General features: G+C 38.0%; 25 protein-coding genes. All 25 read left to right on the top strand.

The genetic code is table 11. The annotated features are described in order from the left end of the window. Positions 1-11: 11 nt before the first annotated feature. The 25 genes from O3598_RS02455 to O3598_RS02335 all read left to right on the top strand — a co-directional run bounded on the left by O3598_RS02455 (position 12) and on the right by O3598_RS02335 (position 25,427). Positions 12-1,301 (top strand): AMP-binding protein, encoded by a 1,290-nt coding sequence (locus O3598_RS02455; protein ID WP_371451635.1) that lies wholly within the window; start codon positions 12-14, stop codon positions 1,299-1,301. A 24-nt stretch (positions 1,302-1,325) separates the two neighbouring features. Beyond that, a complete protein-coding gene (locus tag O3598_RS02450) occupies positions 1,326-2,324 on the top strand; it encodes a nucleoid-associated protein (protein WP_005380848.1) in 999 nt (332 codons plus the stop codon). A gap of 11 nt (positions 2,325-2,335) precedes the next feature. Then, on the top strand, positions 2,336-2,827 hold the full coding sequence (gene ybaK / locus O3598_RS02445) for a Cys-tRNA(Pro) deacylase (RefSeq protein WP_005380842.1): 492 nt from the start codon (positions 2,336-2,338) through the stop codon (positions 2,825-2,827). A gap of 8 nt (positions 2,828-2,835) precedes the next feature. After that, complete coding sequence (locus O3598_RS02440) at positions 2,836-3,498, top strand: ribonuclease H1 domain-containing protein (protein WP_287516411.1); 663 nt, start codon at positions 2,836-2,838, stop codon at positions 3,496-3,498. Between the two features lie 17 nt (positions 3,499-3,515). Then, positions 3,516-4,433, top strand: coding sequence for an NAD-dependent epimerase/dehydratase family protein (locus O3598_RS02435; RefSeq protein WP_287516410.1), 918 nt, complete (start codon positions 3,516-3,518; stop codon positions 4,431-4,433). Between the two features lie 10 nt (positions 4,434-4,443). Further along, entirely contained in the window at positions 4,444-4,722 is a 279-nt protein-coding gene (locus O3598_RS02430) for a DUF1294 domain-containing protein (protein ID WP_005384261.1), read from the top strand. A gap of 12 nt (positions 4,723-4,734) precedes the next feature. Beyond that, positions 4,735-6,162 (top strand): phosphoglucose isomerase-related protein, encoded by a 1,428-nt coding sequence (locus O3598_RS02425; RefSeq protein WP_371451633.1) that lies wholly within the window; start codon positions 4,735-4,737, stop codon positions 6,160-6,162. Positions 6,163-6,305: 143 nt separating this feature from the next. Continuing rightward, positions 6,306-6,953, top strand: a complete 648-nt coding sequence (locus tag O3598_RS02420) for a hypothetical protein (RefSeq protein WP_371451631.1) — start codon at positions 6,306-6,308, stop codon at positions 6,951-6,953. Next, positions 6,929-8,128, top strand: a complete 1,200-nt coding sequence (locus O3598_RS02415) for a type II secretion system protein GspD (RefSeq protein ID WP_371451629.1) — start codon at positions 6,929-6,931, stop codon at positions 8,126-8,128. Before O3598_RS02420 ends, O3598_RS02415 begins: the two co-directional genes overlap by 25 nt. Before the next feature lie 32 nt (positions 8,129-8,160). Then, complete coding sequence (locus O3598_RS02410; RefSeq protein WP_371451627.1) at positions 8,161-10,077, top strand: ABC-F family ATP-binding cassette domain-containing protein; 1,917 nt, start codon at positions 8,161-8,163, stop codon at positions 10,075-10,077. A 148-nt stretch (positions 10,078-10,225) separates the two neighbouring features. Next, entirely contained in the window at positions 10,226-11,374 is a 1,149-nt protein-coding gene (locus O3598_RS02405; RefSeq protein ID WP_005380797.1) for an ABC transporter substrate-binding protein, read from the top strand. A gap of 16 nt (positions 11,375-11,390) precedes the next feature. Then, a complete protein-coding gene (locus O3598_RS02400) occupies positions 11,391-12,272 on the top strand; it encodes a branched-chain amino acid ABC transporter permease (RefSeq protein ID WP_005380973.1) in 882 nt (293 codons plus the stop codon). Further along, entirely contained in the window at positions 12,272-13,282 is a 1,011-nt protein-coding gene (locus O3598_RS02395) for a branched-chain amino acid ABC transporter permease (RefSeq protein ID WP_005380802.1), read from the top strand. Before O3598_RS02400 ends, O3598_RS02395 begins: the two co-directional genes overlap by 1 nt. Before the next feature lie 12 nt (positions 13,283-13,294). Next, positions 13,295-14,056, top strand: coding sequence for an ABC transporter ATP-binding protein (locus tag O3598_RS02390; RefSeq protein ID WP_129822886.1), 762 nt, complete (start codon positions 13,295-13,297; stop codon positions 14,054-14,056). A 1-nt stretch (position 14,057) separates the two neighbouring features. Beyond that, positions 14,058-14,768, top strand: coding sequence for an ABC transporter ATP-binding protein (locus O3598_RS02385; protein ID WP_005380876.1), 711 nt, complete (start codon positions 14,058-14,060; stop codon positions 14,766-14,768). Between the two features lie 356 nt (positions 14,769-15,124). Beyond that, a complete protein-coding gene (locus O3598_RS02380) occupies positions 15,125-15,823 on the top strand; it encodes a polysaccharide biosynthesis/export family protein (protein WP_371451625.1) in 699 nt (232 codons plus the stop codon). 45 nt (positions 15,824-15,868) lie between these two features. Then, entirely contained in the window at positions 15,869-17,695 is a 1,827-nt protein-coding gene (locus O3598_RS02375) for a polysaccharide biosynthesis protein (RefSeq protein WP_339360802.1), read from the top strand. 50 nt (positions 17,696-17,745) lie between these two features. Continuing rightward, on the top strand, positions 17,746-19,185 hold the full coding sequence (locus tag O3598_RS02370) for a GumC family protein (protein WP_371451623.1): 1,440 nt from the start codon (positions 17,746-17,748) through the stop codon (positions 19,183-19,185). A gap of 1 nt (position 19,186) precedes the next feature. Further along, positions 19,187-19,807 carry a CpsD/CapB family tyrosine-protein kinase gene (locus tag O3598_RS02365; protein WP_371451621.1) on the top strand — a complete coding sequence of 207 codons (621 nt, stop codon included), beginning with the start codon at positions 19,187-19,189 and terminating at the stop codon, positions 19,805-19,807. Positions 19,808-19,829: 22 nt separating this feature from the next. After that, entirely contained in the window at positions 19,830-21,029 is a 1,200-nt protein-coding gene (locus tag O3598_RS02360; RefSeq protein WP_371451619.1) for a DegT/DnrJ/EryC1/StrS family aminotransferase, read from the top strand. Next, positions 21,026-21,712: a sugar transferase gene (locus tag O3598_RS02355; RefSeq protein ID WP_285417585.1), complete on the top strand. Its 687-nt coding sequence runs from the start codon at positions 21,026-21,028 to the stop codon at positions 21,710-21,712. The genes O3598_RS02360 and O3598_RS02355 overlap by 4 nt, the downstream gene beginning before the upstream one ends. A gap of 9 nt (positions 21,713-21,721) precedes the next feature. Continuing rightward, the gene (locus tag O3598_RS02350; protein ID WP_005384240.1) at positions 21,722-22,582 is read left to right on the top strand and encodes a LicD family protein; all 861 of its coding nucleotides are present in this window, start codon (positions 21,722-21,724) and stop codon (positions 22,580-22,582) included. Positions 22,583-22,599: 17 nt separating this feature from the next. Continuing rightward, complete coding sequence (locus tag O3598_RS02345; RefSeq protein ID WP_005381038.1) at positions 22,600-23,319, top strand: IspD/TarI family cytidylyltransferase; 720 nt, start codon at positions 22,600-22,602, stop codon at positions 23,317-23,319. Beyond that, entirely contained in the window at positions 23,300-24,367 is a 1,068-nt protein-coding gene (locus O3598_RS02340) for an NAD-dependent epimerase/dehydratase family protein (RefSeq protein WP_371451617.1), read from the top strand. The genes O3598_RS02345 and O3598_RS02340 overlap by 20 nt, the downstream gene beginning before the upstream one ends. Beyond that, complete coding sequence (locus O3598_RS02335) at positions 24,360-25,427, top strand: glycosyltransferase (RefSeq protein WP_005380787.1); 1,068 nt, start codon at positions 24,360-24,362, stop codon at positions 25,425-25,427. Before O3598_RS02340 ends, O3598_RS02335 begins: the two co-directional genes overlap by 8 nt. The last annotated feature ends 9 nt before the right edge of the window (positions 25,428-25,436 follow it).

Here is a 25,436-nt window from a genome sequence, read left to right as displayed (position 1 = left end):
AGGATCTTACGATGAATATGATATTACAGGCCATATTTAACCATGGTCATAAACAGAACTTGGATACTGCCATTATTATAGATGGGCTTGAACATACCTATAAGGACTTATATGATGATGTTGTTGAAAGAGTACAATGGATAGAGAATGACAACTGTATTACATCAATTATAAATGGTAAACGTCATATTATTTTTATAGATACAGAGTCTGTATATGAACAATTGATATTGTGGTTAGCTGCTTTACATCGTGGATATATTCCCATTGTTTCTCATCCACACATGGATAATACATATCGCAGTCGATTAATGCGTCTACTTGGTTCCATAGATATTCCGATAGAAGCGCAGTTTGGCGTCCTTACATCTGGAACAACAGGCATGCCAAAACCTTTGTGGCGAACTGAAAAATCCTGGGCGGATTATTTTGATATACAAAATGATATCTTTCATATTAATCATGCTACGCGTATATTTGTACATGGCAGTTTTAGTTTTACAGGCAATACGAATATGATGTTAGCTGTCTTATGGTCTGGCGGTCAAATCGTAACGAGTGATAAAATGCAACCGAAGAGATGGCAATCATTGATTCATTCACATCAATGCACTCATATTTATATGTTGCCTACAAAACTGCGTTTACTATTACGATGGAATAGCAGTACTTGTTCTTGTGTACAATATATTATTGCAGGCTCACAAGTTGTAGATAGAGAATTAATACATTCTCTACACATGCTATATCCAACGATGGAATTCATTCTGTACTATGGAGCATCAGAGCTAAACTATATTAGCCATTGTACTGGTGAAGAATGGCATACGTATCCTGGTACCGTAGGTCGTCCATTTCCAGGAGTCACTGTTGACATAAAAGATGATTATATTTATGTATCCACACGGTTTGGTATATGCGGACTTGATGGGATGGTAACAGTTGGTGACAAGGGCCATTGGTGTGGAGATTACATTATATTTGATGGTCGTAATGGGGATATTATTAACCGAGGTGGTTATAAGATTGCTGTATTAGATTTAGAATCGCAGTTACAAGTATTACAAACAGTAGAAGATGTTGCTGTTATTGGGGTACCTGATTCATTGCGTGGAGAAGAGGTTGTGGCCTTTATCGTACCTGCAGAGGGCGTTACAGTGTCTGAGGTAGAATCCGATGTGCGTAGAGCTATTCCTCATGAGGCGCAACCTAAATATTTACGATATATTGATGCCATACCATTAACAGATTGTTCAAAAATAGACAAAGAATTGCTAAAAGAATGGTATAATAAAGAGTAATATTTTTATCCTTTAGGAGTTATCATGCAAATTAATAAAGCAGCCCTAGAGATTTTTGATTTTACATCATCTTTAGCGGTCTATTCTGAACATGAATTAAAAATAGGTGAGCAAGACATACATGACTATATTGCAGGCCATGTAACGAAAGCTTTTAAAGATCCCGGTGCGAGAACAGGGACGTTACATGCACATAGCCCTATGGGAAAGCGAATCGGTGAATATAAATCTGGTGAAATCTCCTTTATCACGTTAGCTAAAGAGTTAGGGGAGAAAACCTTTGACTATATGAAGCAAGCCACAGTAGGCGTTGTCATTGATACTATTGTATGCGATGTGGTGACAGATACATCCTATATTTGTATGCTATTATGTCAGGCTCATGATGCCTTTACGCATCAATTGTTTAGTGAAGATGATGGCTCCTTATCGACAGAACTTGTACCACATAAGGCGGTATTGCCGATGCCGACACAAAAGTTGCGAGCTTTTGTTGCCATAAATACATTGGATTTATCTGTTCGTATTTTTGAACCAAAAGGTGAATATGACGGTGAAGTTTGTTATATCTTAGCAGATAAGGTGTTACAACTCGGTACAGATCAATCCTCTAGAGATACTGTTAAAAAGGTAAAAACCATTATAGATAAGGTGGCTCAAGCGCACGAATCCGATGGTGTAGCAGAGCTGACGATGGCAAAGTCTATGATTGCTAAAAATGCAGAAGTATCTGATACGGTTAATCCTATTCGCATTGTGGAAGAGGTATTTAAGTCTAACCCCATTCAACAAGAAGCTGCTAAAAAGGAGTTAGCTGAACAGGATATGATGCGGCCTTTACCGGTAAATCGTGAATTTGCTACGAAGGTAGGCGAACATCATAAGATTAAAACCGATACAGGCATAGAAATTTCATTCCCTGTAGAATATATGCAAAATCGGGAGTTTATCGAAATTAAAACTAATGATGATGGTACTTTACGCATTGAATTAAAGAATATAAATAAAATTGTTAATAAATAGGAGGCTCTTGTATGAGTAAGGAAAAGCATAAAAAAACAAATGCATTACGCATATTAGATACTCATCACATAGCATATACGATTGATGAATATGAATGGTCTGAAGAACGAGGTCAGGGTGTTCATGTAGCTGATGAACTAGGTCTTGATGAAAAAGAAGTATTTAAGACTTTAGTTGGCAAGGGTGATAAAACAGGATATGTAGTATTCTGTATTCCTGTAGCTGAAGAGCTAGATATGAAACAGGCTGCTCGTGTCAGTGGTAATAAATCAGTTGAATTAATTCATGTTAAGGACTTATTAGGTATAACTGGTTATTTACGAGGTGGTTGCTCGCCGGTAGGTATGAAAAAGCTATTTCCTACATATTTTGATGAAACGATGCAAGCTCAAGAGGCTGTATATGTTAGTGCTGGTTTACGAGGCATGCAGATGCATGTTAATCCACAAGATTTACAATCTGTAGTAAATGCTGAATTTGTACCGCTTACCATGAAGCATTAGGAGGTTGTATGGCGAAGAAATTTTATGCTGTAAAAGCAGGCCGTACGCCAGGTATTTATGAAACTTGGAGCGATTGTGAAAAACAGGTTAAAGGCTATGGTGGGGCTATTTATAAATCGTTTTTCACTAAGTCAGAAGCCCAGGCTTTTATAGGTGATGAAGGCATGAGTATTGGTGATTATCTAGCATCATCAAAAACGTCTAAAACAAACCATACAAAGAAATCTATAGCTCCTGATTTCTCAGAAATCAATCATTTAATTGCATATATTGATGGTAGTTATGATAAATATAATCAGTCTGTAGGTTCCGGTGGTATTATGTTTCTAAATGGAAATAAAGAAACATTTTCATTCGGTACCCGGGATGCAAAATATACAGAATTTTGGAATGTATCTGGTGAGTTATTGGCGGCCATACATGTTATGGAATATGCTTTAACTCATGGGATTTCTAAGTGTTCCTTATATTATGATTATATGGGGATAGAAATGTGGGCCACGAAGAAGTGGAAACGAAATAATGTATTAACCAATGAATATGCAGCATTTTGTGAACGTATATTTCCACATGTAAAAGTATACTTTCACAAGGTACATGCTCATACTGGTGATACATATAATGAAATGGCTGACCAACTCGCAAAGGCAGGGGCAGCGATAGGTAAATAATCTAAAAGGGGAAAACAATGCGCGTTTGTGTAACGGGGGGCGCCGGATTCATAGGGTCCCATCTGGTCGACCGACTCATAGCATTAGGTCATACAGTATTGGTAATCGATAATCTTACAACAGGAGTACGAGAATTTGTTAATCCAAAAGCAGTATTTATAGAAATGGATGTACGAGACGCTAACATAGAATCTATTTTTGCAGATTTTAAACCTCAAGTAGTATTTCATGAAGCGGCACAAACGATGGTACCTGCATCTATGGAAAATCCTAAGATGGATTGTGATGTGAATCTAATGGGATTAATTAATATGCTTGAAGCAGCTAGAAAGCATAATATTTCACATTTTCTAATGCCATCCTCTGCTGCAGTGTATGGTGATCTCGATACATTACCACTCACAGAAGACATGTCTGGTAAACCGACATCATTTTATGGCCTTACAAAATTGACAGCTGAAGGATATTTACGTATTTATGAACAAGCTTTTGGCTTAAAAACAGTATGCTTTAGATATGCTAATGTATATGGGCCACGTCAAGGGGATGGTGGAGAAGGCGGTGTAATCAGTATTTTCAACCGCCTCATTAATGAGGATAAGCCGCTTACCATTTTTGGGGATGGTGAGCAAACACGTGACTTTGTATATGTAGCTGATGTAGTTGAGGCTAATATTAAAGCTATGAATCATCCTGACTTAACAGGAATTTATAATATTTCTACCAATACGAGTACATCTGTCAATGAATTGGTAGGCTATTTTACATCTATCAGTGGTAAAGAAATTGTAACTAATTATGAAGCAGAACGGGTTGGAGATATACGCCATTCTCGCTTATGTAATAAAAAAGCAAAAAAGGATTTTGGATTTGAAGCCACTGTTAGTTTAGATTGTGGATTGGGTGATACCTTCTCATATTTTAAGGGGAAATAAATATAGGATTATGAGTGAAACGTATTTTCTGATTATTATGACCGTATGGAATTTTATTGTCTTTTGTATATATGGATATGATAAGTTATCCGCTATAAAGGGGTATGAGCGGATTTCTGAATTTACATTGCTATTTTTAGCCTTTGCCTTTGGTGGTTTAGGCGCTTTATTGGGCATGGTAGTATGTCATCATAAAACAGCAAAATTGAAATTTAAGTTATTGATTCCCATCGCTATTCTTTGGTCCGTATTTGGTATCGGTTATGGCTATGGTTGGATTGGTGCATAAAGGAGATACTTGATGTTACAGTTAGATTCTGGATTTGAGCTAGATTATAACAATATCTATAATGAAAGCTGCATACAGGCAAGGGACATACAAAACTTTGAACGAGCCATTCAAAATGTATGGCGTCATACCAATATTTTGCGATCCACAGGTTATGAAGAAGGCCACCTATCTAAAGATGGTCAGCCAGAACCAATCTTGTTTTATCAGTTGCCATATATATCAGAAAACGGCATCAATACACCGGATATGATGGACCGTTTACATGACTTGGGTGACTATGCTCGCAAAAGTATTGATACTGTTGTTTCTATTGGCATCGGTGGATCTTATCTAGGTAGTAAGGTACTCTTTGATGTGCAATGTGGTTCATTTTGGAATAACTATACTGATGAAGAACGCAACAGCTATCCGAGGTTTTATTTTGCTGGTTTTAATGTAGATGGTCCATACTTAGAAGGGCTAATCAAAACCTTAGTATCTCAGGCCGGTGAAAAGGGTAGTGACTATAAAGTTATGCTTGTAGTTACATCAAAGTCTGGTTCCACTATTGAACCGATGGCTAATTTTATGATTCTTCAAAAAGCACTAGAGGATCATCATATTAATTATGAAGTTACCGTCGTTACAGAAACAAATGATGAGGCACATCCTACTATTCTTCATGATATGGCTATCAAGCATCAATGGAGAACATTCTCCGTTCCCTATGGTGTAGGAGGCCGATTCTCCGTTTTTACTGAGGTAGGATTCGTTACAGCTGCTCTTGTGGGATTTGATATTGAAGGATTTTTAGCCGGTGCTGCATCGATGGATATGGCTTGCCAAGAAGAGGATGTTTATAAAAATCCTGCACTATTTAGTGCATTATTAAAATATATTGCATCTGAGCGATATGGACGTATTATAGAAGTATTCATGCCTTATGGTGAGTCTCTACATTCACTATCCGATTGGTATGTACAGCTCTTATCCGAATCATTAGGTAAAATGAGTAATACCTGTCTTCCTTATGGACGTACACCTGTTCCTGCAGTAGGCACGATGGATATGCATGCGCAAGTACAAGAGCATCAAGAAGGGCGTCTTAACAAGGTGGTTCAATTTATTAAGGTACGAGATTGGAATACATCATTGGTTGTTCCAAATTTATATAGTGAGTACGACAAACTTGATGCAATTGGTGATATTCCTATTAGCGATATTTTAAATAGCGCACTTGACGCGAATCGTGAGGCCCTATCTATAGATAATCGTTTTAATATGACCATATCGGTACCAACATTAAATGCATTTCATTTAGGGGAAATTATGTTCATGCATTGTTGGGCTGTGTATTTTGAATCAATTTTAGCTGGTGTTGATGCCTTTGATCAACCTGGTGTTGAAGTTTATAAACGCTTGATTGGTCCAAAACTTCAAGCTATGAAAAAACAATAATTGCTATTATACATTGTATGATTTGTCAAGGACACTAATAGTCACGGGGGTGACTATTAGTGTCCTTCTTTTATGTATATTTGTGTTGCATACTGATACTAGATAGATATTTTAATTCTACTATGTGAAAGGAGTCCTAATGAATGAACATACAGGAACGTTTACGAGAAAAATTGTATCCTTATGTGACTCAATGTAAACGATACAAGAAGAGTCTAGGTGTATTGTTTGTATTAGGTGGAATAGCAATTGGTTGGGGCATATTTTATACACCCGAGGCTGATTATGTCCAGATGGAGACTGATTCAACGACAATGTCGAAATCAGAAGATAAATCTCATGAAATAACATTGTTATACAGTACGAGTAATAACTTGCGAGCTCTTCCTTGGTGTGAGGTATTAGGCGAATCATTAGACAAAAGTAATGTATCTTCAATACATATGATGGATGAAGAACATAGCGGTGGAGGTCAGCAGAACCTAAATAATAAAGATGATTCATCAAAGGTAAAACCAGGTAAACGGAGACATAGTCAGAAGAAAGTAGACCAAGATAGCAGTTCTAGTGCAGAACCAGTTACAACAAAACATAATAAGCAGAAAACAATTCATGTTAATGGCGTAATACATGGCCCTCAATGGGCTGTAATTTTAAGCAGTGGCACAGAATCTACTGTTGTTATGGAAGGTGATTCTTGGCATGGTGTAAAGGTAATTAATGTAGATGAAAATGGTGTAACCCTTGATGAAGGAGGCAATGTACGATGTGTATCTATTGGCGAATCATGATTATAGTTTTACTCTTAGGTGTAATAGAAAATCCTTGTGTATGGGCAAAAGAATCGATACATGTACAACAATCTGAGTCAGGTCAAAATACATATAGTATGACGGTTAGCAAGGCGCCTTTGTCCGATGTGGTAGAGGCCATCAGTCGTAGTTATAAAATGGATATACTTGGTATTAACACATTGAACGGAACTGTGACAGGAACGATACACGGTAAGTCACCATTAGACATGCTACATCATTTAGGGGATATGTATCATTTTGATATACAGGATGATCAAGGCGTGGTAACCGTTACAGGGCATTCTGGTGCTAAGGAACATCGTCATGTAGTGGTAGTAGAACCAAAGATGGCATCATCGACATCGCTAGAATCTGTCATAAAAACAGTAGTACCTAATGGAAAGTTCGCTGTGCATAAGGAAACGAATCAGATTGTATTAAATGTAACAGGAGACGAGGAAAAAGGAGTAAACTCTATCATTCAATCTGTAGATAGAGATATGAAACAAGTGCGCTTGGAAGCTACTATTATGGCTATGGAGCATTCCTATACGAAGGAGACGGGATTTAGATGGTCCTGGTTGAGTTTAACCGGACATGGTAATGACAAGACAAATTCTTATGGTGCTATTTCTTTTGGAAAAGCTCCAGATGGGGAGGCTTATAAATTTTTTGTTAAACCTGAGCTTAGCCTTTTAGAAACATCGGGAAAGGCAGTTGTTATTGCAACCCCTTCCATTATGGCCTTAAATGGTGAAGCCGCACATATTTTGATAGGTGAACGAATTCCTGTAATCGAAGAGTCAATTTCTAATGGTGAAAGAAAAAGATCCATTCATTACGAAGAGGTGGGTATTAAACTTGACTATACACCGGTAGTGACGAAAAATGGTATCATTGATACGTCTATACGAGCTGAGGTGAGTTCACCCATTATGGTATCTGAGATAAAATCTTATAAAATAACTACTCGACAAGCACAGACTAGAGTGCGTCTACAACCGGGAGAAGTATTGGTCATAGGTGGCTTAATGGATAATCGGGATCAAAAGCAGATTGAGAAAATCCCAATACTCGGTGATATCCCTTTATTAGGTAAATTATTTAGACATAGCCGGAAGACAAAGGATAGCGTGGAAATGGTCATTTTGGTGAAAGCGACTGTGGTATAATAATAGTTACGAAATGATAAAGGAGGTATTGAATGGAACGCATTCGAATGATCGACCTAGGAAAATCATTTGGGGTGCGCCAAGTGTTTTCCAATGTGTCCTTTGAAATAAAAGAAGGCGATAGAATTGCCTTGGTTGGCCCTAATGGGGCTGGTAAATCAACACTGCTGAAATGTATCCTCGGTATTGAGGAATTAGATGAAGGCCAAGTTGTAATGTCTCCTGTGGCAAGCATTGGCTACTTGCAACAAGATGTTAACTTAGGTGATGCTAGTTTAGCTGAAGAAATAGAAACAGCTTGGGAAGATGTTCATGCATTAGAAAATAAATTACAAGAGTTAACCACATATTTAGAGACTCATGAGGCTAGTGAAAGTGACTTACAACGCTTAGACTATTTACAAAATCGATTGGAATGGTTAGGTGGCTATGACTATGAACAAAAAACAAAACGCATAGTCTATGGTCTTGGTTTTACCGATGAAGATCTATATAAACCGGCTAATGCATTTTCTGGGGGTCAAAAAACGCGTATTAATTTGGCAAAGGCCTTAGTACGGAGTCCAGATTTTTTATTCCTCGACGAACCGACAAACCATTTGGATATGGAAATGTTGGAGTGGTTAGAAGGTTATCTATCATCCTATCGAGGTGGCATTCTGATCGTCAGCCATGACCGGTATTTCATGGATCGCATCGTTACTGGTGTGGTAGAACTAGATCATCACAAGGCTACAACATATCGCGGTAATTATAGTCGCTATGTGGCACAACGAGAAGAACGTTTAAAAGCAGATACGATTGCTTATGAAAAGCAGCAAGAATATATTAAGAAAACAGAAGAGTATATTGATAAGTATCGCGCTGGTATTAAGTCTAAGATGGCGAGGGGACGCCAATCTCAACTAAATCGATTAGAACGACTAGAGGCTCCTGAAACTTCACATTCGTTAGATTTTAAATTTCCACCGGCTGCTATGAGTGCTGATAAGGTACTTGTATTAGATCATGTGTCTATTGGCTACAAAACGGATGATCCAATCATTGATGATGTATCTGTAGTTGTAAGGCGCGGCGAATCTGTTGCCTTGATCGGTCCTAATGGGGCTGGTAAATCTACCATGGTGAAAGCTATTGTAGGGGAGTTATTCCCTACAGAAGGTCATATCGATATTGGCAACCGTGTACAAGTGGGCTATTTTTCACAAGAACATGAAGAATTACACGATCGGTGGCAAGTGGTAGATGAGATTATCAATAATTATAATTTCACCGAAGAAAAAGCTCGCAATGTTTTAGGATCATTCCTATTTAAAGGGGATGATGTATTTAAACTAGTAGGTGATTTATCCGGTGGTGAACGAGCGCGTTTAGCTCTGTTAAAATTATTCTTACAAGGTGATAATTTCCTCATTCTTGATGAACCTACCAACCATTTAGACGTACCTACCCGTGAAATTGTCGAACGTGCGTTGCAGCAATTCGGTGGTACGTGTTTTATTATTTCCCATGACCGGTATTTCTTAGATCAAGTATCTACAAGAACATTGGTATTAGAGAATAAAGGTCTTACTGAATACTTGGGTAATTATTCTTACTATAAAGAGAAATTAAAAGAGCAACAGGATATAGCTGCTCTTACAGAAGTAGTAGAAGAAGTAGCTAAGGAAGATGTGAAATCTGAAGCTAAAACCATTTCTCCATCTCCATCTGATGATCCTAAGAAAAAAACAAATACATACATGGTTGAAAAGCAATTAGCTGAAGTGGAAGAAGAAATTGCTAGATTAGAGGCGACCATGAAAATGTATGAAGTACAATTAGCAAATCCTGTAGTCCAACAAGATTTGGCGGAAATGGAAAACATATCTAAGCAGCTTTCAGATACGGAAAGCAACTTACAAAAGTTGTATGAGAAATGGGAATATTTTTCAGAATTATTAGCATAATAAATAAAAATTATAAGGTGTATATCTGAATTCTATAGAAGATATACATGATTTAATTGACAAACATAAAAAATATTTCATAATATAGAAGTATATATAATTTATACTATTATAATTGCTGTTATTGTGATTAAAGGAAGGGTGTAACATGAATAAATCCATGTTAAAAAAAGCAGCCATTTTTGGCCTTGCTGGTGTAATGGCGGTTGCTGCTGGTTGTGGTAGCAATAAAGATGCAGGTAATGCAAATAATAATGAAGCGAAAATCGCATTGTTAACAACAACTACAGGCGGTGCTGCTGCGTATGGCGAATCTATCAAAGCTGGTGCAGAATTGGCTGTTAGCGAAATCAATGCAGACGCTAACAATGTAAAAATTAATTTGCTCGTTGAAGATACTAAAGGTGATAAAAACGAAGCAATTAATGCTATGAACAAAGTTATTTCTAAAGATAAAGTGGTAGGCGTTATCGGTCCTATGTTATCTGGTGAAATGATGGCTGCTGGCCCTGTAGCAAATAAGAGCAAAGTTGTAGCTCTTGGTACATCTACAACAGCTGAAGGTATTACGGATATTGGCGATTACATTTTCCGTAATGCTGTACCAGAATCCTTGGCAGTAGATACTGCAATTAAAGAAGCACATAAAACTTTGAACTTTAAAACTGCAGCTATTATGTACTCCAACAACAATGACCAAATGGTATCTGTAAATAATACAGCTCGTAAAGCATTGGAAGCTGAAGGTGTACAAATCGTTGATACTGAAACATTCGCAGATAAAGATACAGACTTCTCTGCACAATTAACTAAGATTCAACAAGCTAATCCTGATGTAATCGTTGTTGCTTCTCTATACCAAGAAGGCGCATTGATTATGAAAAAAATGCGTGAAATGGGTATGAAACAACCTGTAGTTGGTTCCAATGGCTTCAACAGTCCTGAATTTATTAAAATCGCAGGTGCTGCAGCTGATGGCGTTATCGTAGGTACACCTTGGTTCCCTAACAAAGATGACCAAAAGGTAAAAGACTTCCGTAAAGCTTATAAAGATAAATACGGTAAAGAACCAGATCAATTCGCAGCGCAAGCTTATGATGCAGTTTACTTGTATGAAGCAGCATTGAAAAAATCTGGCTCCACTACAGATCGTGAAAAATTCCGCGAAGCATTGAAAAATATTGCCGACTTCGTTGGTGTAACAGGTCAATTTAAATTTAATGATCACCGCGACCCTTCCATGGAAGTTCAAGTATTGCAAATTAGAAACGGTCAATTTGACGCATTAAAAAAATAAAAGTTGAGGTAGTATAGTGTTTTTACAACAATTAGTTAACGGGTTAACCCTCGGTAGCTTATATGCTGTACTCGCTATTGGCTTAACACTTGTGTTTGGCGTTTTAAATATCATCAACATGGCACACGGAGGCATCTTTATGATAGGTGCCTTCGTTGGTCTTTTTATGGTAACTGTTTTTAACGTAAACATATTTGTAGCCCTTATCGTAGCGATGGCTGTAGGTGCCGTACTAGGTTACTTATTAGAATTTGTGGCGTTACGCCCACTACGTAAGAAAAAGGTGTCTCACTTAGCACCACTTATCAGCACCATTGGTGTTTCCATCTTCCTTGAAAGTTTGGCATTATTATTATGGGGTCCTCAAACGAGATCCTTCCCACCAGATTATATTGGTGGCCTTATCGACTTTGGGGTATTTAAAATCTCCATGGTGCAAATTATCGGTTTAGGTGTTTCTGTTCTCTTAATGATTATTTTGAATGTGGTTATTAAAAAGACTAAGATTGGTAAAGCCATTCGTGCCGTATCCATGAGCACGGAAACAGCAGCTCTTTTAGGCATCAACCCAACGATGATTATTTCTGTTACCGTTATGATTGCTTCCGCTTTAGGTGCCGCTGCCGGTGTACTTGTTGGCCTTTCCTTCAATGCTATTGAGCCTACTATGGGTGTTATTATTGGATTTAAAGGCCTTGCCGTACTTATCCTAGGTGGTCTTGGTAATATTACAGGCGCCATGGTAGGTGGCTTTATCTTGGGCATTGCGGAAATCTTCTCCGTTGCTTATGGTGCATCTACATTCCGTGATGCAGTAGCCTTCGGTTTAATCATTGTCTTATTATTCTGGAGACCACAAGGTTTATTTGGTTCTAAAGATAAGGGGGGCAGACCATAATGGATATTTTTAACCCTTATTATCTACAAATTGTGATGTTTTTCATCATCAATGCCATCCTAGGTATCTCTATTTATTTCACCCTTGCTAGTGGACAGTTATCCCTTGGGGCAGCTGGTTTCATGAGTGTTGGTGCATATGTGGGTGCATTGCTTTCTTTGAAAGCTGATTTACCTATCGTAGTTGGTATTTTAGTAGGTGGCTTTGTAGCCGCTTTAGTTGCCGTTATCATCGGTTTGCCAACAACTCGATTGAAAGGTCTATATCTCGCCATCGCCACACTTGGTTTTGGTGAAGTAGTACGTGTTATCTTCTTGAACTTAGATGTGACAAATGGTGCTCTTGGTCTATCCGGCATTCCATCTATTCCTCAAGAATTGACAAATTTTGCTTACGAAATTGATATTGATGGTCTTATGGGAATCGATGCTGTTGCATGGGGCAACATTATGGCTATCATTATTTTACTAATCGTTTTGATTTTTATTATTGCTTTCTGTGTACGTATCAACAATAGCCGTGTCGGTCGTGCCTTTGCCGCTATTAAGGCCGATGATCATGCTGCTGAGTTGATGGGAATTAATGTAGTGTACTATAAAATGATGGCTTTCATCATCGGTGCATTTATCGCCGGTATCGGTGGTGGTTTGTATGCTCATATTACAAACTTTATCAACCCTACAGACTTCAGTTATCATAAAGTAGTACAAATCTTATTGTTCCCTGTATTTGGCGGTTCTAATGTAGTGTGGGGCTCCGTACTCGGTTCTTTCATTCTTACATTGTTGCCAGAAGTATTGCGTTTCTTATCCGACTATCGCGATATCATTTATGGTGCATTGTTAGTCATTTTGATGGCTGTTCGTCCAGATGGTATCTTAACCGAATCTATGGTAGATAAGATTAGCCGTAAATTAGGCTTTAAAAAAGCTCCATACATTCCTGAAACACAAGTATTAACAGAACGTTTTGAAGCGTATAAACGTAAACAACAAGATAAACAAGGATAGGAGGGGAACTGAATGCTATTAGAATTAAATGACGTAAGTAAAAGCTTTGGTGGCGTTGCAGCTCTCACAGGCATATCCTTTGGTGTTAAGCAAGGTGAAGTGTTTGGTGTTATCGGGCCAAATGGTGCTGGTAAGACTACACTCTTTAACTTGATTACAGGTGTATTCCCTGTAAGTTCTGGCGAAATTGTATTTGATGGTATGTCTGTTGTAGGCATTAAACCGCATAGAACGGTAGAAATGGGCATTGCTCGTACATTCCAAAATATTCGACTTTTTGGCAATATGACAGCTTTGGAAACAGTATTAACTGGTATGCATTGCCGAACTGGTTCTGGTTTCGTTGCTAGTTTCTTAAGAACAAAACGCCAACGTATTGAAGAAGAACGTTGTCGTGGCATTGCCTATGAATTTTTAAAACTTGTAGGTCTTGAAGAAGATGCTGAAGAAGTTGCTACATCATTACCATATGGCAAACAACGTCGTCTCGAAATCGCGCGTGCTTTAGCTACACATCCTCAATTGATTTTACTTGATGAACCAGCAGCGGGTATGAATGACAGTGAAACGGAAGCGTTACGCCAATTGATTGGTAAAATTCGCGACTTAGGTATTACTGTTGTCGTAATTGAACATGCCATGGAATTGATGATGAATATCTGTGACCGTTTGGTGGTATTCAATTTTGGTAAAAAGATTGCTGAAGGTACACCTCAAGAAATTCAAAATAATGAGGCTGTTATCGAAGCATACTTAGGTAAAGAGGAGGCGTAATATGTTAAAGCTAGAAAACATCGTGGCTGGTTATGGACATATTACAGCCTTAAAAGACATTAGCTTAGAAGTACCACAAGGGTCTATCGTATCCTTGATCGGTGCCAACGGCGCTGGTAAGTCGACAACAATGAAGACTATTATGGGCCTTGTAAAGCCTACATCAGGGAAGGTGCTATTTGAGGGTCAAGACATTACTGGACATAAAACTCATCAAATTGTACATAATGGTATTTCCTTAGTACCTGAAGGTCGTCAAATTCTTCAAGATATGAGCGTCTACGAGAATCTTGAAATGGGCGCTTATATACGCAATGATAATGAGATTGAAGCGGATATTAAAAAGGTATTTAAACGCTTTCCAATTCTCGATGAACGGAGCTATCAACTAGGTGGTACATTATCTGGTGGCCAACAACAAATGCTTGCCATTGGTCGTGCTCTTATGGCCCGTCCTAAGTTATTGCTACTAGACGAACCATCTATGGGGCTTGCACCATTAGTAGTAAACGAAATCTTTGAAACTATTAAAGAAATTAGTGCAGAAGGCACCACCGTTCTCTTGGTAGAACAAAACGTCCGTCAAGCATTGAAAATCGCTGATTATGCGTATGTATTGGAAACAGGCAAAATGGTATTGTCTGGTCCAGCTGATGAAGTACGACATGATCCTCGTGTCATGGAAGCTTATTTGGGCGGTCGTGTCGAATAAAATTAAATACAATTTATTTGGATGTATATATCTATTATTAAACGGATATATACATCCATTTTTTTTGCAAACTCCTAAATATAGAAATTTTTTATTAGTAATAGAAATATATAGAACAAAATAACACTTCGATATGTGAAGAAAAATACACATATACGGGTAAGCATTAAACATAGATAATTTCAGTATTCTTGATGCTTCATGAAAACCATATAAAGAAGCTTCATCTTGCTTATATAGTAGTTACCTAGAAACGATGATAAAATATGTGTACGATAATTAATAAAATATTAAATTTATTTAAATAGCTGTGTTATGATGTGTTTTTTTTGAAATGAATACTATGAGGTGTATGTATGAATCGGAAATGGATTGCTTTATCTCTTGTAATAGGTACGATAGCAACTACAGGTTTTGCAAAAGATATTTCTCCTGTAACAGTTACAACATCCAATATGGATACGTCTGCATCTACGATTGGCTCCGATCAACAGTATCGTCTACGACAAGGGGATGAACTTATGATTGATGTAGTGCAACAAGCAGATTTAGGGGCCAATAAAACTTTTACCATTCGACCAGATGGATACGTATCCATCCCTATGGTGGGGAATATTAAGGCGGATGGCATGACTGTAGAAGAATTTACCCGAAATGTATCTAATGCATTATCCACATACATTATCAATCCTGATGTGTCGGTTAATGTTACAAAGTTAGGTGGCGTTCGCGTTTATGTATTTGGTGAAATTAATAAACCAGGTGCTTATACATTAACGAAATCGAGTACAGTTATTGATGCTATTGGTGCAGCTGGTAGTTTTAACTGGGATACGGCTAAGAAGAAGATATTCTTAATTCATCAAAATGATCCAACAAAACCTATTGAAATTAATTTAAATAATATATTGAAAACTGGTGATATGTCACAAAATTACGTTATGCGTGAAGGCGATATCTTGTACTTAACTAAGAATAGTAAGATTAGTTTCTCCAGAGATATTGCGCCTATTTTGACAGGTGCTTATATGGTATCTCGCATAGGTAAAGATTAATTAGTAAAACAGTATCATATGTAAGTCATATAAGGGGGGCTTTCATTGCGTTCATATTTATTACCCGGCCTATTACTTATTGTAGATGTTATTACTATCATTGGCGTGGCGTTAATTAGTTTGCTCATACGATTTGATGGCTATATAACACCACATTATATGCAGCAGATGGTTGATGCATTACCTATAATGGTTATTTCCTATATCGTTATGCTTTTATCAATGCATCTATATACGCGCATATGGCGTTATGCAGGCATGCGCGAAATGGTTGCTGTATTGATTGCGACCACCTTAGGAGCAGGACTATTCTATACGGGGATGTATGTATTTGACAAATCCTTACCTAGGTCCATCTATTTGATTAGTTGGATCCTTAGTACTGGTGTTATCGGAATTGGTAGAATGGTACTCCATTATATTGCCATGCGTTATGGTGGAAAACAAAGTACTGATGCTGATATGGTAAATACCTTAATTATTGGCGCAGGTGATGCGGGTGCTACAATTGCTCGTGAAATTGAACGGTATCATAAACGGTCTCGTAAGGTAATTGGGTTTATCGATGATGATGAGGCTAAATTTAATCGTCTAATGGGCGGCGTTCGTATACTCGGTAATCGTCATGATATTCCATCTATTGTAAAAGAAAATAAGGTGAAAGAAATTATTATCGCCATGCCTTCTGTTACACGTAATGAAATCAGAAACATCATGGAAATCTGTTCACCTCTTAAATGTAAAGTTAATACATTACCTGGTATGTACCAATTGTTAGATGACGAAGTGCTTGTTTCTCATTTACATCCAGTATCTATAGAAGATTTATTAGAGCGCGATGAGGTTCGTCTCGATATGGATATTGTAGAACATTATATTCGAGATAAGGTTGTCCTTGTAACGGGTGCGGGCGGTTCTATAGGCTCTGAAATTTGTCGTCAAATTATGCGCGTTGGTCCGAAGATGCTTTTGTTGTTAGGACACGGTGAAAATAGTATATATCTTATCAACCAGGAATTGAAAAATATATATAAAGATGGCCCAATTATACCAATCATTGCAGATATTAGAGATAAGCAACAATTAGATCAAATCTTTACTCAATATAATCCTCAAGTTGTATTCCATGCAGCAGCTCATAAACATGTGCCTCTTATGGAAATTCAACCAATGGCTGCCGTTTTAAATAATATTTATGGCACAAGAAATGTAGCCGACGTCGCAGGTCGCCATGGTGTAGAACGGTTTGTCATGATTTCTACAGACAAAGCCGTAAATCCGACTAGTGTTATGGGGGCCACAAAGCGCGTCGCAGAGAAGGTTATCATATCTATGAATGATACATATGATACGAAATATATTACGGTTCGTTTCGGTAATGTCCTCGGTAGTCGCGGTTCCGTCATTCCTTTATTTAAAAAACAAATTGAAGCTGGTGGCCCTGTAACCGTTACAGACCCTGAAATGACACGCTATTTTATGACCATACCAGAAGCGAGTCAGCTCGTGTTACAAGCGGGGGCCATGGGTAAAGGCGGAGAGGTATTTTTACTTGATATGGGCGAACCTGTAAAAATTATTGATTTAGCAAGAAATATGATTCGCTTATCAGGATTGGAACCTGATAAAGATATTCATATCAAAATTACAGGCCTTAGACCAGGTGAAAAGAAATACGAAGAGTTGCTTACATCTGAAGAAGGTACTAATCGAACAAATCATACAAAGATTTTTGAAGCCGCATTAGAGACCGTTGACCGGGATTGGTTGATGAAAAAAATCGGTACCTTTGATTCTTGTGAAACCGATATGGATGTAATTGGCGTATTACAGGATATTATTCCAACATATACACCTAACCATAATATTTAAGCGGAAAGAGAGACCGCGGTGTTGTATGCCTACTTGAAAGGGGTATTGGGATGGAACAAATTATAGATATTAAAGATATAGCTAAGATTCTTGTTAGAAAACGGCGAACAATTATAAATGTGACTGGCATTTGTATTCTTCTTGGTGGTGCGTACCTAATCGTAACACCATCTACTTATCAGTCTACAGCTATGTTGCGTATTAAACAGACGCAAGGCTTAGGTAATTCAGTACTATCTAGTGACCCAAGCTACTCTGATACGATGGCTCGTCAATTGATGAACACCGATGCAGAGATTTTAAAAAGTCGTAATGTTGTGGAACCCGTTATCAATGAAATTGACAAAGATAGTGGTAAGCTACCAACCTACGAAGAATTTGTTAAAAATCGCATTGAAACAAAACCTTATAAAGAAACACAGTTATTACAAGTCAGCGTGACTGGTAAGTCCCCAGAAGAGGCACAAGAAGCGAATCAGTTATTAATTGATACTTTTTTGAAACGTTTAGCTGAGTTATCACAAGTTGAACAAAAAGCGACTCGTGAGTTTTTACAAAAAAGAGTGGTAACAGCGAAGGAGGAATTGTCTGAAGCAGAGAAAAAGCTCCAACAATTTCAAGTAGATAATAAAATTTATTCTACCAATGATCAAATGAAGGGGCTTACAGATAAGATTACGTTAATCGATCGTGAAAAGGCACAAAATAAGCTCGATTTAGAAACGGCGCAAGCTGCATTAGGTAGCATTAATGCGGATTTAGGTTCGGCAGGTGCTAGTATTGCAGATAGCTCAACGGTACAAGCTTATAAATCACAACTAGCAGATTTAGAGGCTCGTAAGGCAAGTTACGTAGGTAAATATACTGATTCACATCCTGCAATGAAGGAAGTAAATGATCAGATTGCTAAAGCACAAGCCGGTTTACAACAGGAAATCGATGCTATTGTTTCACAGCAAGCTCCATCAAGTAACTCCGCTCAACAAGGTTTGTTAACAGATAAATTTAAAAATGAAGCTGCTTTAGCAGTAGCTCAAAGTAAAGCGGCTACGTTAGCTGATTTAGATAAAGATAACGAAGATGAGATGAAAGCACTCCCTGAAAAGGAACGGGGGTATATTCAAGCTAAGCGTGATGTAGATGTAGCCCAAGATATTTATGAAATGCTTTCTAAACGTCTGGAAGAAGCTAAGGTGGCAGAGGTTATGGTACCGAATGAGGTACAAATTGTCGATGCTCCTACATTACCAGAAAAAGCGATTGCTCCTCGTCGTGTACTTGTTATGGTTGCCAGTGCTATTATCGGTTTAATTTTAGGCTGTTTGTATACATTAGTTAACTTCTTGCGAAATCGTAGAATACAGACTGCAAAAGATGTTGAAGATATGTTACAGGTGCCAATGTTAGGTGTCATTCCTAATCATAGAAAATCGGTAACAGAAGAACCTAAGAATAAGGTGTTGCGTTGGTTGTACAAGGTGAGAGGTTAAGATGGATACGATACGATTAATTTCAAATGAATATGGTGATACTCCTCTTGTGGAATCTTATCGAACATTGCGTAGCAATTTACAGTATCGCTGTAATGCAGAAAATAGAAAAATGTTGTGTGTTACATCTGCTACAACAGGTGAAGGTGTATCGGAGGTGGCCGCTAATTTAGCGATTTCTTTATCCAAGAATAATGACAAGGTGCTGTTAATTGATGGTAATTTACGCAATCCAGTGCAACATGTTGTATTTGATGTAAAAAATCAAGGATTAACAAATCATATCATTATGGATGAAGATTTGACGATTCATCGTCATGTGATGCCTCATCTAGATCTTATTACAAGTGGTATTGCAGTGGAATCTCCGTCAGAGGTGGTTGATTCCCATCGATTATCTACGGTGTTTGGATACATTCGTGATGAATATGATGTCATCATAGTGGATACACCATCGGTGTTAAGTGTTACGGATGCCTTGGTAATAGCTGAGAAAGCTGATGGGGTTCTCTTGGTTGTAAAAGGTGATTATGTTCAACCTGATGATATGGCATTAGCTAAACAACGATTAGAGCAAATTGGAGTACCTATTATCGGATCAGTGTTTATTGATATGGAATAAATGGAAAGTATAGGTGAAAGCTATGAAAATTAATTTCTCTCCTCCAGATATTACAGAATTAGAAATCAATGAGGTGGTAGAAGCGTTAAAAAGTGGTTGGATTACAACTGGACCACGTACTAAGGAATTAGAACGACGTATTGCAACGTATTTAGGGACGCCAAAGGCAGTGTGCTTAAATTCAGCAACTGCAGCCTTAGAACTGATTCTTCGCGTATTGGGTATTGGGCCAGGTGATGAAGTTATAACTAGTGCTTACTCCTATACGGCTAGTGCAAGTCCTGTAGTTCATGTAGGGGCAAAACTAGTATTAATCGATACAGCACCTGATTCTTATGAAATGGACTATGATAAGGTGGCTGCTGCCATAACCGATAAGACAAAGGCCATTATTCCTGTCGATATCGGTGGTGTACCTTGTGATTATGACCGTTTATTTACAATTGTAAATGATGCAAAATCTTTATTTATACCAAGTAATGATATACAACGTGCTTTAGGTAGAATTCCAATTGTCGCAGACTGTGCACATTCTTTTGGGGCAACCTATAAAGGGATGCATACAGGCAATGTAGCTGACTTTAGTAGTTTTTCCTTTCATGCGGTAAAAAACTTTACCACTGCTGAAGGTGGGTGTGCTACGTGGAATCATATAGAGGGCATTGATGATGAAGCTCTCTATAAGGAATTTCAACTATTATCTTTACATGGTCAGGATAAGGATGCATTGGCCAAAACTAAGATGGGGGCCTGGGAATATGATATTAAAGGTACCTATTATAAGTGCAATATGACGGATATTATGGCTGCTATTGGATTGGCCCAATTAGAACGATATCCTGGCCTATTAGAACGGCGTCGTGAAATTATTAATCGATATAATGACGCGTTTAAAGATTGTCCTGTATCTGTAGTACCTCATTATACGGATGAGCATATGAGTAGTGGTCATTTATATTTAGTGCGTATCAATGATGCAACCATAGAACAACGTAATGAATTAATTGAACGAATGGCAGAAAAAGGTGTTGCTACAAATGTGCATTATAAACCAATTCCAATGCATACGGCTTATAAAAAATTGGGATTTTCTATCGATGATTATCCGAATGCATATGATCAGTTCAAAAATGAAATTACACTGCCCCTTCATACTAATTTGACAGATGAAGAGGTAAGCTATGTGATTCATACATTTAAAGAATGTTTAGGTGCATTATGATTTGGAAATCATGGCAGGAGTTGCCCGATGATATGCGATGTGAAGCCATTCGTCCTTATTACGACATCTTAGCATCCAAACGTCGTGATTTAATGCTTAAGTCTGTATTTGATCGCTTAATGGCAGCCATTCTATTAGTAGTATTAAGTCCCATATTTCTATTATTAGCGGTATGGATAAAACTAGATAGTGAAGGCCCTGTATTTTTTAGACAAGAACGGGTCACGCAGTATGGTAAATCTTTTAGAATTTACAAGTTTAGAACTATGGTACAAAATGCTGAACAGCTTGGTGCACAAGTTACGTCTAAAGATGATATGCGTGTTACATCTGTAGGACAGGCTTTGCGAAAATGTCGACTCGATGAATTGCCTCAGTTGATAAATATATTGGAAGGCACCATGAGTTTTGTCGGTACGCGCCCAGAGGTCCCAAGGTATGTAGCAGCTTATACAGATGAAATGAAAGCGACATTGTTACTGCCTGCAGGTGTAACGAGTGTAGCTAGTATTCGGTATAAGGATGAAGATATCTTGTTAGATGCGGCAGATGATGTTGATGATTGCTATATTCATAATGTATTGCCTGCAAAGATGGAATGGAATTTACGGAGTCTTAAAGAATTCTCGTTCATTGGAGAATTAAAAGTTATGGTGGAAACGGTATTGGCCGTTATACGTTAGAAAGGTAGTATGGCAGAAACAACAGCTCATGATATACAAGCTAAAGAATTGAATATGCTTTTAGTATTTAAAGAATTTTGTGATGCTCATAATCTACGATTCTATTTATGTGGTGGCGGTCTTATAGGAGCTATTCGACATAAAGGGTTTATCCCTTGGGATGATGATTTAGATATTTTTATGCCTCGTCCTGATTATGAAAGATTGGCTGAACTTTGGCCTATACACGGTGATAAACGATATACCTATTGTAGAACAACGAGAGATAAGATCTATCATGATGCGGGTGCATCAATTCGCGATGAAGAAACGACTTTCATCAATCGCCATAGTGTGAATGAAGATATTTGTCATGGATTAGCCCTTGAAATTATGCCCATCGATGGCTGTCCCAAGGGTACTGTCAAACGATTCTTTCAATTAATGTGGGCCATGACCTTTGCCTTGTTTAATGCACAACGGTTGCCTGATAACAAGGGGAAGGTATATCGCATGTTGGCAGGGTGCATTTATAAGGTGATTTCTAAACCTTCGTGGCGTTATCACATATGGCGCTTTGCAGAAAAACAAATGAGCCAATATGATTTTGACACATCCCATGAAGTAACGGAACTAATCGGTAGTTTGAAAGGTATGAAGCTACGCCATCCACGCCAAGATTTTGATCACGTTGTATATAAGGAATTTGAAGGTCATCAAATTCCCGTTATGGCTGGTTATGAACGATACTTACGTTTGATTTGGGGCGACTATATGCAATTGCCTCCAGTGGAACAGCGTGTAGCAAAGCATGATGCCGTATATATCGATATGGATCGTAGTTATACCAATTACAAGGGCATTCATTATTTAGTAAATACACATCGTTAATAGTTAAGGGAGGTTCTATGAAAAGAATAGCAGTTATCTTTGCTGGTGGCGTAGGATCCCGTATGAAAAATGATAAAATGCCAAAGCAATTCCTTGAATGGAATGGTAAGCCTATACTGATACAAACACTATCCATTTTTGAAGAAGAACCCTTCATTGATGGCATTGTATTAGTGTGTAAGTCAGACTGGATGGATTATGCAAGGGCTCTGATAGCAAAAGAAGGCCTTCAAAAAATTGTATCCATTGTTCCTGGTGGCGAGACTGCACTGGACTCTCAATATAACGGTTTGCTTGAAGTGAAACGATTATATGGTGTTGATGATATAACAGTACTAATTCATGATGGTGTACGACCTTTAGTTGATCGTTCTACCATTGTTAGAAATATACGATCTGTTGAAACAAAGGGGAGTGCCATTACGGTAACTCCTGCTATTGAAACAGTTATGGTTACTGATGATGGAGAAATCAAAACGATTTTAAATCGTCAACAATGTTTGATGGCAAAAGCGCCTCAAAGTTTTAGGCTCGTTGATATTCTTTCAGTTCATGATACATCAATAGCTGAAGGAATTCATGATTTTATCGATTCTGCATCTATGATGATGCATTATGGGTATCCATTGTACCCCGTATGGGGGGAACCTGAAAATATTAAGATTACAACCCCGTCAGATTATTATATGTTCACAGGTATATTAAAAAATAGAGAAAGTGGAGGTGAGGGCAATTAATACGGTTGTTGAACGAGACATACAAGAAATTATAGGTGATTCTCATATATTTAAGGCGTTTCAGGATAAGACAATACTTGTAACAGGTGCTACAGGTTTAATAGGCTCTATGGTGGCTCGTTCATTAGTAGCCGCCAATGATGCCTACCATCTTTCATTACATGTCATATGCCATGTGCGCAATATAGAAAAGGTACATTCTATGTTTGGGGATATTCTAAATTCACAAGCAATCACATTTATTGATAGGCCATTAGATTCTCTAACTGTAGCATGTGACTATATTATGCATGGGGCCGCCCCTACAAAATCTAAATATTTTGTAGAACATCCGGTGGATACGATTCGTACATCAATACATGGTACGGAACGTATGTTAGAACTGGGAAAAGAACAGCGGATTTTAGGTATGGTATATCTATCGAGCATGGAACAGTATGGTATACCTTATGAATCTGGTCAAGTTATGACGGAGGATCGCATTGGATATTTAGATCATCTAAACGTTCGTAGTTCCTATTCTGAAAGTAAGCGTATGTGCGAATGTTATTGTAAATCCTATGCTGTTGAATTTGGTGTTCCTGTTAAAATCGCTCGCCTTGCGCAGACCTTCGGCGCTGGTGTGCCGTTAGATGATAATCGGGTGTTTATGCAGTTCACCCAACATGCCTTGGATGGTCGTGATATTATCCTTCATACTAAGGGCGATTCCATGTCCAACTTCTGTTATATTACGGATGCAGTGCGGGCCATTATTATTTTGATGACCCAAGGTGATATGGGCGAAGCTTATAATGTGTGCCATGACGAGGAAACTCGTAGTATTGCTAGTATTGCCAATTTAGTAGCGTGTCATGTGGGGGGCGATAAAGTTTCTGTCGTCTTTGATATACCTGAAAATGTGTCCTCCTTTGGCTATGCGCCTACAGTTCATATGTTTTTAAATTCTAGGAAGATGCGCAATCTATCATGGGAACCAAAGGTAACAATGAAAGACGCATATATACGTTTAGCCGAATATATCACAGAGGAGCGTCAAAATGGGTAAAGAAATTATTATTGTTACGATTTCCCTCGGTAATGATGGAGCTGAACGAATTTTAACAGAATTGGCCCGCCAATGGCATCATGATGGACACGAGATTACAGTTATTCAAACAAGTCCTAATCGCTATGGCACCGAATATGCATTGCCAGAAGGTATAGAGCAAATTCAAATACATACGACCAGTTCCAATAAGATTCTTCGATTTTTACAAGAAATTAAAGCACTTATTGGCATATTAAAACAACGTCCTAATGCAACGTGTTTATCATTTCTGAGTGCGTCCAGTTTTATATTGGCTATTAGTTCGTGGTTTGTGAAAAATCGCATGGTATTTTCTGAACGAAATAATCCGCGTAAGGTGCCTGTCGGCAAACATCAACAAATACTTCGAAACTTTGCATTTCGATTTGCTGATGCCATAGTATTTCAAACTGAAGATGCAAAATCGTATTTTTCAAATTCTATACAAAGACGAGGGCATATCATTCCAAATCCGATTAATGGCAATTTACCAGAACCTTACGAAGGAGAACGTGAAAAGATTATTGTAACCGCGTGTCGATTGCATCCGCAAAAGAATTTACCTATGATGATCAATGCATTTAGCATGTTGGCAGATGAGTTTAAGGAATATAAACTTGTCATTTATGGTCAAGGTGTCCTAGAGGATGAACTTCGTCAACAAATTGCAAATTTAGGATTAGCAGACAGAGTTCTTTTACCGGGGTTCGCAACTAACATCTTGGAACAAGAGCGACCATGTACAATGTTTGTGTCATCGTCTGACTTTGAAGGCATATCTAACTCCATGTTAGAAGCTATGGGAATGGGGCTACCTGTAGTTGTTACAGATTGCCCGGTAGGCGGTGCGCGTATGGTCATTCAAGATGGTGTCAATGGATTACTAGTGCCTGTAGGGGATACGAAAACGATGTATGAAAAAATGAAATCCATCTTAGCAAGTCCTGAGTTGGCTAAACGTATATCTGTTGAAGCAATCAAGGTGCGAGATACATTCCCACTAAGTAAAATTGCTAAACGTTGGATTGATATTTTATAGAAAAATTAG

The sequence above is a fragment of the Veillonella atypica genome (assembly GCF_041431435.1).
Lineage (GTDB): Bacteria > Bacillota > Negativicutes > Veillonellales > Veillonellaceae > Veillonella > Veillonella atypica.
The sequence above is the reverse complement of the archived record's forward strand: the minus strand, read 5'-3'. Positions and strand labels throughout refer to the sequence as shown.

Coding starts and splice junctions, on each gene's coding strand:
- O3598_RS02405 (WP_005380797.1), top strand. CDS start 10,226: ATGAATAAATCCATGTTAAAAAAAGCAGCCATTTTTGGCCTTGCTGGT.
- O3598_RS02395 (WP_005380802.1), top strand. CDS start 12,272: ATGGATATTTTTAACCCTTATTATCTACAAATTGTGATGTTTTTCATC.
- O3598_RS02385 (WP_005380876.1), top strand. CDS start 14,058: ATGTTAAAGCTAGAAAACATCGTGGCTGGTTATGGACATATTACAGCC.
- O3598_RS02335 (WP_005380787.1), top strand. CDS start 24,360: ATGGGTAAAGAAATTATTATTGTTACGATTTCCCTCGGTAATGATGGA.
- O3598_RS02420 (WP_371451631.1), top strand. CDS start 6,306: ATGAACATACAGGAACGTTTACGAGAAAAATTGTATCCTTATGTGACT.
- O3598_RS02355 (WP_285417585.1), top strand. CDS start 21,026: ATGATTTGGAAATCATGGCAGGAGTTGCCCGATGATATGCGATGTGAA.
- O3598_RS02380 (WP_371451625.1), top strand. CDS start 15,125: ATGAATCGGAAATGGATTGCTTTATCTCTTGTAATAGGTACGATAGCA.
- O3598_RS02345 (WP_005381038.1), top strand. CDS start 22,600: ATGAAAAGAATAGCAGTTATCTTTGCTGGTGGCGTAGGATCCCGTATG.
- O3598_RS02455 (WP_371451635.1), top strand. CDS start 12: ATGAATATGATATTACAGGCCATATTTAACCATGGTCATAAACAGAAC.
- O3598_RS02415 (WP_371451629.1), top strand. CDS start 6,929: ATGTGTATCTATTGGCGAATCATGATTATAGTTTTACTCTTAGGTGTA.
- ybaK (WP_005380842.1), top strand. CDS start 2,336: ATGAGTAAGGAAAAGCATAAAAAAACAAATGCATTACGCATATTAGAT.
- O3598_RS02440 (WP_287516411.1), top strand. CDS start 2,836: ATGGCGAAGAAATTTTATGCTGTAAAAGCAGGCCGTACGCCAGGTATT.
- O3598_RS02390 (WP_129822886.1), top strand. CDS start 13,295: ATGCTATTAGAATTAAATGACGTAAGTAAAAGCTTTGGTGGCGTTGCA.
- O3598_RS02370 (WP_371451623.1), top strand. CDS start 17,746: ATGGAACAAATTATAGATATTAAAGATATAGCTAAGATTCTTGTTAGA.
- O3598_RS02430 (WP_005384261.1), top strand. CDS start 4,444: ATGAGTGAAACGTATTTTCTGATTATTATGACCGTATGGAATTTTATT.
- O3598_RS02365 (WP_371451621.1), top strand. CDS start 19,187: ATGGATACGATACGATTAATTTCAAATGAATATGGTGATACTCCTCTT.
- O3598_RS02450 (WP_005380848.1), top strand. CDS start 1,326: ATGCAAATTAATAAAGCAGCCCTAGAGATTTTTGATTTTACATCATCT.
- O3598_RS02350 (WP_005384240.1), top strand. CDS start 21,722: ATGGCAGAAACAACAGCTCATGATATACAAGCTAAAGAATTGAATATG.
- O3598_RS02425 (WP_371451633.1), top strand. CDS start 4,735: ATGTTACAGTTAGATTCTGGATTTGAGCTAGATTATAACAATATCTAT.
- O3598_RS02360 (WP_371451619.1), top strand. CDS start 19,830: ATGAAAATTAATTTCTCTCCTCCAGATATTACAGAATTAGAAATCAAT.
- O3598_RS02410 (WP_371451627.1), top strand. CDS start 8,161: ATGGAACGCATTCGAATGATCGACCTAGGAAAATCATTTGGGGTGCGC.
- O3598_RS02435 (WP_287516410.1), top strand. CDS start 3,516: ATGCGCGTTTGTGTAACGGGGGGCGCCGGATTCATAGGGTCCCATCTG.